Annotated in this window: 8 protein-coding genes; 6 read left to right on the top strand and 2 right to left on the bottom strand. The window is 66.3% G+C overall.

What is annotated here, in order from left to right:
* The 6 genes from PHX69_RS05140 to PHX69_RS05115 form a co-directional block, all read left to right on the top strand.
* The coding region (locus PHX69_RS05140; RefSeq protein WP_288042666.1) for an ABC transporter ATP-binding protein at nt 1-698 on the top strand (698 nt) is incomplete at its 5' end.
* 11 nt (nt 699-709) lie between these two features.
* Complete coding sequence (locus tag PHX69_RS05135) at nt 710-1,489, top strand: ABC transporter ATP-binding protein (RefSeq protein WP_119012542.1); 780 nt, start codon at nt 710-712, stop codon at nt 1,487-1,489.
* 109 nt (nt 1,490-1,598) lie between these two features.
* Nucleotides 1,599-2,582 (top strand): branched-chain amino acid ABC transporter permease, encoded by a 984-nt coding sequence (locus PHX69_RS05130; protein WP_119012522.1) that lies wholly within the window; start codon nt 1,599-1,601, stop codon nt 2,580-2,582.
* A 13-nt stretch (nt 2,583-2,595) separates the two neighbouring features.
* Complete coding sequence (locus PHX69_RS05125; RefSeq protein ID WP_119012521.1) at nt 2,596-3,669, top strand: branched-chain amino acid ABC transporter permease; 1,074 nt, start codon at nt 2,596-2,598, stop codon at nt 3,667-3,669.
* Nucleotides 3,670-3,783: 114 nt separating this feature from the next.
* Entirely contained in the window at nt 3,784-4,689 is a 906-nt protein-coding gene (locus PHX69_RS05120) for an alpha/beta fold hydrolase (RefSeq protein ID WP_288042665.1), read from the top strand.
* 104 nt (nt 4,690-4,793) lie between these two features.
* Complete coding sequence (locus PHX69_RS05115; RefSeq protein WP_119012519.1) at nt 4,794-5,384, top strand: metal-dependent hydrolase; 591 nt, start codon at nt 4,794-4,796, stop codon at nt 5,382-5,384.
* Between the two features lie 116 nt (nt 5,385-5,500).
* On the opposite strand, the gene PHX69_RS05110 is transcribed toward PHX69_RS05115, so the two are convergent.
* Together PHX69_RS05110 and PHX69_RS05105 are read right to left on the bottom strand one after the other, a co-directional pair.
* Entirely contained in the window at nt 5,501-5,668 is a 168-nt protein-coding gene (locus tag PHX69_RS05110; protein WP_165887071.1) for a hypothetical protein, read from the bottom strand.
* Between the two features lie 21 nt (nt 5,669-5,689).
* On the bottom strand, nt 5,690-6,318 hold a 629-nt coding region (locus tag PHX69_RS05105), incomplete at its 5' end, for a YeeE/YedE thiosulfate transporter family protein (RefSeq protein ID WP_288042664.1).

Raw genomic sequence — 6,318 nt, 5'->3', positions numbered from 1 at the left:
CTTTTGCGCCGGGCACGCTCACCGCCATCGTTGGCCCCAACGGCGCGGGCAAGACCACGTACTTCAACCTGATCTCGGGCCAGCTCAAGGCCAGCGCTGGCTCGGTGCGGCTGGGCGGGCGCGAGCTGACGGGGCTATCGGCATCGGCGCGCACCCGGGCGGGGCTAGGGCGGGCGTTTCAGCTCACCAACCTGTTCCCCAACCTGAGCGTGCTGGAGAACGTGCGCCTGGCCGTGCAGGCCACGCAAGCGGGCAAACACCGCCGTGGCCTGAACCTGTGGAGCATCTGGAGCGACCACCGCCAGCTCACCGAGCGGGCAGAAGAAATCCTGCACGCCGTGGCCATGCAAGAGCGGCGCGACACCCCCGTGGCCAGCTTGCCCCATGGCGACCAGCGCAAGCTGGAAGTGGCCCTCTTGATGGCGCTGGAGCCGCAGGTCTATATGTTTGATGAACCCACCGCCGGCATGAGCCACGACGAGGCGCCCGTGATCCTGAACCTGATCCGTGCGCTGAAACAAGACAAAAGCAAAACCATCCTGCTGGTCGAGCACAAGATGGACGTGGTGCGCGAGCTGGCCGACCGCATCATCGTGCTGACCAACGGCACGCTGGTGGCCGATGGCGCACCCGCTGAGGTGATTGCCTCGCCCGTGGTGCAAGAGGCTTATCTGGGCGTGGCCAAGGAGGCCGCATGAGCATCGCTGTCATGACCGCCACTGGTGCGCCGCAGCGGGCTGTGGGGCCAGCGCAGCCCGTGGCCAGTGCGCAACCCTTGCTGCAATTGCAGGGCGTACACACGCACATTGGCGCATACCACATCCTGCACGGCGTGGATTTGGCCGTGCCCCAGGGTGAGCTGACCATGCTGCTGGGCCGCAACGGTGCGGGCAAGACCACCACGCTGCGCACCATCATGGGCCTGTGGCAGGCATCGCAGGGCCGCATCACCTTTGCCGGGCGCGACATCACGCGGCTGCACACGCCGCACATCGCCCACCTGAACATTGCCTACGTGCCCGAGAACATGGGCATCTTTGCCGACCTGACGGTGAAAGAAAACATGCTGCTGGCCGCCCGCCAGGCGCGCAATGTGGCGCAGATGGATACGGCGCGGCTGGAATGGATTTTCAAGCTGTTCCCGGCGGTAGAGAAGTTCTGGAACCACCCGGCGGGCAAGCTCAGTGGCGGGCAAAAGCAGATGCTGGCCGTGAGCCGCGCCATCGTCGAGCCGCGCGACCTGCTCATCATCGACGAGCCCAGCAAGGGTCTGGCGCCGGTGATGGTCAACAACATGATCGACGCCTTTGGGCAGCTCAAAAAAAGCGGTGTCACGCTGCTGCTGGTGGAGCAGAACATCCACTTTGCCAAGCAGCTGGGCGACAGCGTGGCCGTGATGGACAACGGCCGCGTGGTACACGCCGGCAGCATGGCCGCGCTGGCGCAGGACGAGGCCTTGCAGCGCCAGCTACTGGGGTTGGCACTGTGATGCACCATTTCAAGCAAAATCAGGCTCCAGCCCTTATGCAGTGCGCGCTGGCAGCTATCAAAAACAAAGCACACTGGCCCACCCACCCCACCGTGAGAGGAAGCACCGCATGAGCACCCGCGATCTGGACTGGAAGCCGCTGGCGCTGGTGCCGCTGCTATCGCTCATTGTGCTGCCCTTCATCGGCTCGCCCAGCACCTGGCTGACGCTGACGGTGGCGGGGCTGGCCATGGGCATGATCATTTTCATCATCGCTTCGGGGCTGACGCTGGTGTTCGGGCTGATGGACGTGCTCAACTTTGGCCACGGCGTGTTCATTGCGCTGGGCGCGTTTGTGGCCACCAGCGTGCTGGGCGCCATGGGCGACTGGACACAGAGCGCGCAGCTGTGGCGCAACCTGGTGGCGGTGCTGCCCGCCATGCTGGTGGCCATGGCGGTGGCGGGCGCCGTGGGCCTGGCGTTCGAGCGCTTTATCGTGCGGCCCGTGTACGGCCAGCACTTGAAGCAAATCCTCATCACCATGGGCGGCATGATCATTGGCGAGGAGCTGATCAAGGTGATCTGGGGGCCGCAGCAAATCCCGCTGCCACTGCCCGAGGGCATGCGCGGTGCCGTACTGGTGGGCGACGCTGCCATCGAGAAATACCGCCTCGTGGCAGTGGCAGTGGGCCTGCTGGTGTTTGGCGTGCTGGCCTATGTGCTCTCGCGCACCAAGGTGGGCCTGCTGATCCGCGCCGGCGTGCAAGACCGCGAGATGGTCGAAAGCCTGGGCTACCGCATCCGGCGGCTGTTTGTGGGCGTGTTTGTGGTGGGCTCGGCCCTGGCTGGCCTGGGCGGCGTGATGTGGGGGCTGTACCAGCAAAACGTGGTGCCGCAAATGGGCGCGCAGGTCAACGTGCTGATCTTCATCGTCATCATCATCGGCGGGCTGGGCAGCACGGGCGGGGCGCTGATTGGTGCGCTCTTGGTGGGGCTGATGGCCAACTACACCGGCTTTTTGCTGCCCAAAGTGGCGCTGTTTTCCAACATTGCGCTGATGGTGGCCATCTTGCTGTGGCGCCCGCAGGGCATCTATCCGGTGGCCAACCGCTGAACAGGAGCCTGACATGCTGAACCGACTCCTCTCGGGCGACTACCCGCGCAGCAAGCTGCTGGCGGCGGTGTTGCTGGCGATTTTTTTCGCTCTGGCGCTGGCGCCGTTTCTGTTTCCGGGCGTCAAGGCGCTGTCGGTGGCGGCCAAGGTGCTGATTTTTGTGGTGCTGGTGGCCAGCTTCGATTTGCTGCTGGGCTACACCGGCATCGTCAGCTTTGCGCACACCATGTTTTTTGGCATTGGCGCCTATGGCATTGCCGTGGCCACCACGCGCCTGGGGCCAACCTGGACGGCGCTGGGCGTGGGCCTGGGCGGGGCGCTGCTCTTGTCGCTGCTGCTGTCGCTGGCGGTGGGGCTGTTCTCGCTGCGGGTGCGGGCCATCTTTTTTGCCATGATCACGCTGGCCGTGGCCTCGGCGTTCCAGACGCTGGCCTCGCAGTTGTCGGACATCACCGGCGGCGAGGACGGCCTGACCTTCAAGGTGCCCGCTGTCTTGTCGCCCAGCTTTGAGCCGTTTGACGAGCCGTTTCTGGGCGTGGCCATCGATGGGCGGCTGATCTGCTACTACCTGCTGTTTGTGCTGGCCGTGGCGCTGGTGCTGGCGCTGCTGCGCATCGTCAATTCGCCCTTTGGCCGGGTGCTGCAAGCCATCCGCGAGAACGAGTTCCGCGCCGAGGCCATCGGCTACCGCGTGGTGGTGTACCGCACCACGTCCAGCGTGCTGTCGGCGCTGTTTGCCACCATGGCCGGGGCCATGCTGGCGCTGTGGCTGCGCTACAACGGGCCGGACACCTCGCTCAGCTTTGAAATCATGATGGACTGCCTGCTCATCGTGGTCATTGGCGGCATGGGCACCATATACGGATCGGTCATTGGTGCGGTGCTGTTTCTGGTGGCGCAAAGCTATTTGCAGGATTTGCTGCGGCTGGGCAGCGAGGCGGCGGCCAGCCTGCCGTGGCTGTCGGCGCTGCTCTCGCCCGACCGCTGGCTGCTGTGGCTGGGCGTGCTGTTCGTGCTCTCGGTGTACTACTTTCCCACCGGCGTGGTGGGGCGCTTGCGCATGGGGGCGCTGCGCCGGGCGGGTTGACAGTTTTTGGCTGGCGCTGTGGCCCGGGGCGCCGGGCGTGGCACTGGCCCCGTATTGCTGCCGTGCCTCTGCCGCATTTTTGCTACCGCTTTTTCACCTTCAAGGGGCTTTGCCATGTCTCCTGCATCGCGCTATATCACCTGCGCTGGCTACGAAATCCATGTCACCGAATGGGGCGCGCCAGACGCTCCGGCGGTGATTGCCTGGCACGGCCTGGCGCGCACTGGGCGCGATATGGACGAGCTGGCCGCGCACCTGGCCGCGCAGGGCTGGCGCGTGGTGTGCCCCGACACCCTGGGCCGGGGCCTGAGCCAGTGGGGCCGCGATCCGCTGCACGAATACTGCCTGCGCTTTTACGCCCGCCTGGCCGCTGACTTGTTCGATCAGCTGGGCATTGCGCGCGCGCACTGGGTGGGCACGTCGATGGGCGGCGCCATTGGCACCGTGTGTGCCTCGGGCCTGTTTGCGCCGCAGTTCAAGGGCCGTATCCAGAGTCTGGTGCTCAACGACAACGCGCCCGAACTGTCGGCGCTGGCGCTGGAGCGCATCAAAGCCTATGCGGGCCAGCCCCCGGCCTTTGATACCGTGACCGAGCTGGAAGCATTCTTCCGCCAAGTCTATCGCCCCTACGGCTGGCTCAGCGATGCGCAGTGGCGCCGCCTGACCGAAACCTCCACCCGGCGCTTGGGCGATGGCCGCGTCACGCCGCACTACGACCCGGCCATGGTGCAGCAGTTCACGCACCACGCAGACGATTACCTGATTTGGGAGCACTACGACGCCCTCGACATCCCCGTGCTGTGCCTGCGCGGTGCCGAGTCCGATCTGGTGCTGCCCGATACCGTGGCCGCCATGCACCAGCGCGGCCCCGGCGCGCGCGGCCTGCTGCAAGTGATCGAGGTGCCCGGCTGCGGCCACGCCCCCGCGCTGAACGTGCCCGAGCAGCTGGCCTGGGTGGCGGGGTTTTTGCAGCGCAGCGCCGCGCCGGGTGAGGGTGGGGATGCGGCTCTTTGCTACTAAAATAAGAGCTTTTAACGCTGGTGTTGATTGGTTGAGAGGGCAAAAAGGTTGTGCCAGCCAGGCGCTGACCATGCCCGGTGCCAACGGCATGGGCTCTGCACACCATGATGGTTTCTACACACCTGGTCACCGGCTTTTTTGCGGGTGCCGGGCTGGTCAGTTTTTTGCATTTGCACGATATGGCGGCCGTGGGGTTGCTCATCGGTGCCACCGGGGGCGCGTTGTTGCCCGACATTGACCACCCCAAAAGCTGGCTGGGGCGGCGCATTCCGTTCATTTCCATGCCGATTGCGGCCGTGTTTGGCCACCGGGGCATCACGCACAGCCTGCTGGCCGTGGTGGGCCTGGCGCTGGCGCTGCGCTACGGCCTGGCGCAATGGCAATTGGTGGGCACTGGGTGGGCTTTGGTGGCGGTGGGCGTGGCGGCGGGCTACCTCAGCCACATCGCGGGCGACTTTGTCACCCACGGCGGCGTGCCCTTGCTGTGGCCGGTGAAGCGGCGTTTTTCATCCCCGCTGACGTTTTTGACGGGCGGCGCCTTCGAGCGCTTGCTGGGCTTTGCCCTGGCGCTGGGCGCCGGGTGGGTCTTGCTGGAGCATTTCGCCCCCGAGGTGCTGGACTACGTCCTGAAACACACGCTGACCGTGCTGCGCAGCCTGGCCACCTTCGCCGTGCGCGCCATCGGCGCCGTGTGACCCTGGCGTGGCGCCCACGCGCCCAGCCACCAGCGTGCAGCGCAAGGCGCGGGCCGCACGCCTTGCCAGGGCCAGAGGCCGCGCTGCCGCCTGCCAGCGCGCGCCCTCAGCCTCTCTCAATCGGGCATAGAGCAGTGTCCGCCCGCCGCCGCCTGGCCTGAGCCTGCGGCGATCAGCGGGGGCTCGTTGCGCAAGTCCACGGGCTCAGAGTGCTGGAAGTCCCAGGCCAGAAAGCCCAGCAGCAGCAACCAGAACGCGCTGCGCAAAATCAGGGTGGTGTTCATTGGCAAAGTCTCCTGCGCAGTTCAGAACTGGAAATGGCGGCGCACGCGCAGCCCGATCAGCGTACCGCCAAAGGCCAGGGGCACCCAGATCCAGCCGTGGATGCTGCCGGTGGCAATGCCGCTGAGCATGGCGCCCACGTTGCAGCCAAAGGCCAGGCGCGAGCTGTAGCCCATCAGCAGCCCGGCGGCCATGCCCACCAGCCATTGCTGGCCCGTCAGGGGCTTGCTGGTTTCGGTTTTCTTGGCGGCCACCCACAGCGCACCACCCAGGATGCCGATGTTGGTGATGCTGGTCACGTCCAGCAGCACGGTTTGCGTGATGCGCTGGGCGTTGCCCGGCTGGCTCCAGAACCAGTTGGCGCTGGGGTCAAACGCGCCCACGCCCTGGGCGATTTTTGCGGCCCACAGGCCAAAACCATAGACCACGCCCCAGGGCTGGCCCGCCAGCAGCAGGTTGGCCGTGGCCAGCAGCGCCAGCGCGATGGCGCCCACCACCCAGCGCTTGTCCCACAGCGGGTGGGCGTTGCCCGCCCAGCGGCGCACGCCCCAGCCCACCAGCGCCAGCGCCACCAGCGTGGCCGCCAGCGCAGGCATCCAGCCCCAGGTGCTGACCAGGCCCACGGGCTCGGTTTTGCCCAGCGCCAGCCAGC

The organism is Simplicispira sp., assembly GCF_028687295.1.
In the GTDB taxonomy this organism is placed as follows: Bacteria; Pseudomonadota; Gammaproteobacteria; order Burkholderiales; family Burkholderiaceae_C; genus Simplicispira; species Simplicispira metamorpha.
Note: the sequence above shows the minus strand (reverse complement) of the source record. Positions and strands in the feature narration are given on the sequence as shown.

Excerpts from the sequence above, each read along its gene's own strand:
- PHX69_RS05130 (WP_119012522.1), top strand. The coding sequence starts at position 1,599 with ATGAGCACCCGCGATCTGGACTGGAAGCCGCTGGCGCTGGTGCCGCTG.
- PHX69_RS05115 (WP_119012519.1), top strand. The coding sequence starts at position 4,794 with ATGATGGTTTCTACACACCTGGTCACCGGCTTTTTTGCGGGTGCCGGG.
- PHX69_RS05135 (WP_119012542.1), top strand. The coding sequence starts at position 710 with ATGACCGCCACTGGTGCGCCGCAGCGGGCTGTGGGGCCAGCGCAGCCC.
- PHX69_RS05125 (WP_119012521.1), top strand. The coding sequence starts at position 2,596 with ATGCTGAACCGACTCCTCTCGGGCGACTACCCGCGCAGCAAGCTGCTG.
- PHX69_RS05120 (WP_288042665.1), top strand. The coding sequence starts at position 3,784 with ATGTCTCCTGCATCGCGCTATATCACCTGCGCTGGCTACGAAATCCAT.
- PHX69_RS05110 (WP_165887071.1), bottom strand. The coding sequence starts at position 5,668 with ATGAACACCACCCTGATTTTGCGCAGCGCGTTCTGGTTGCTGCTGCTG.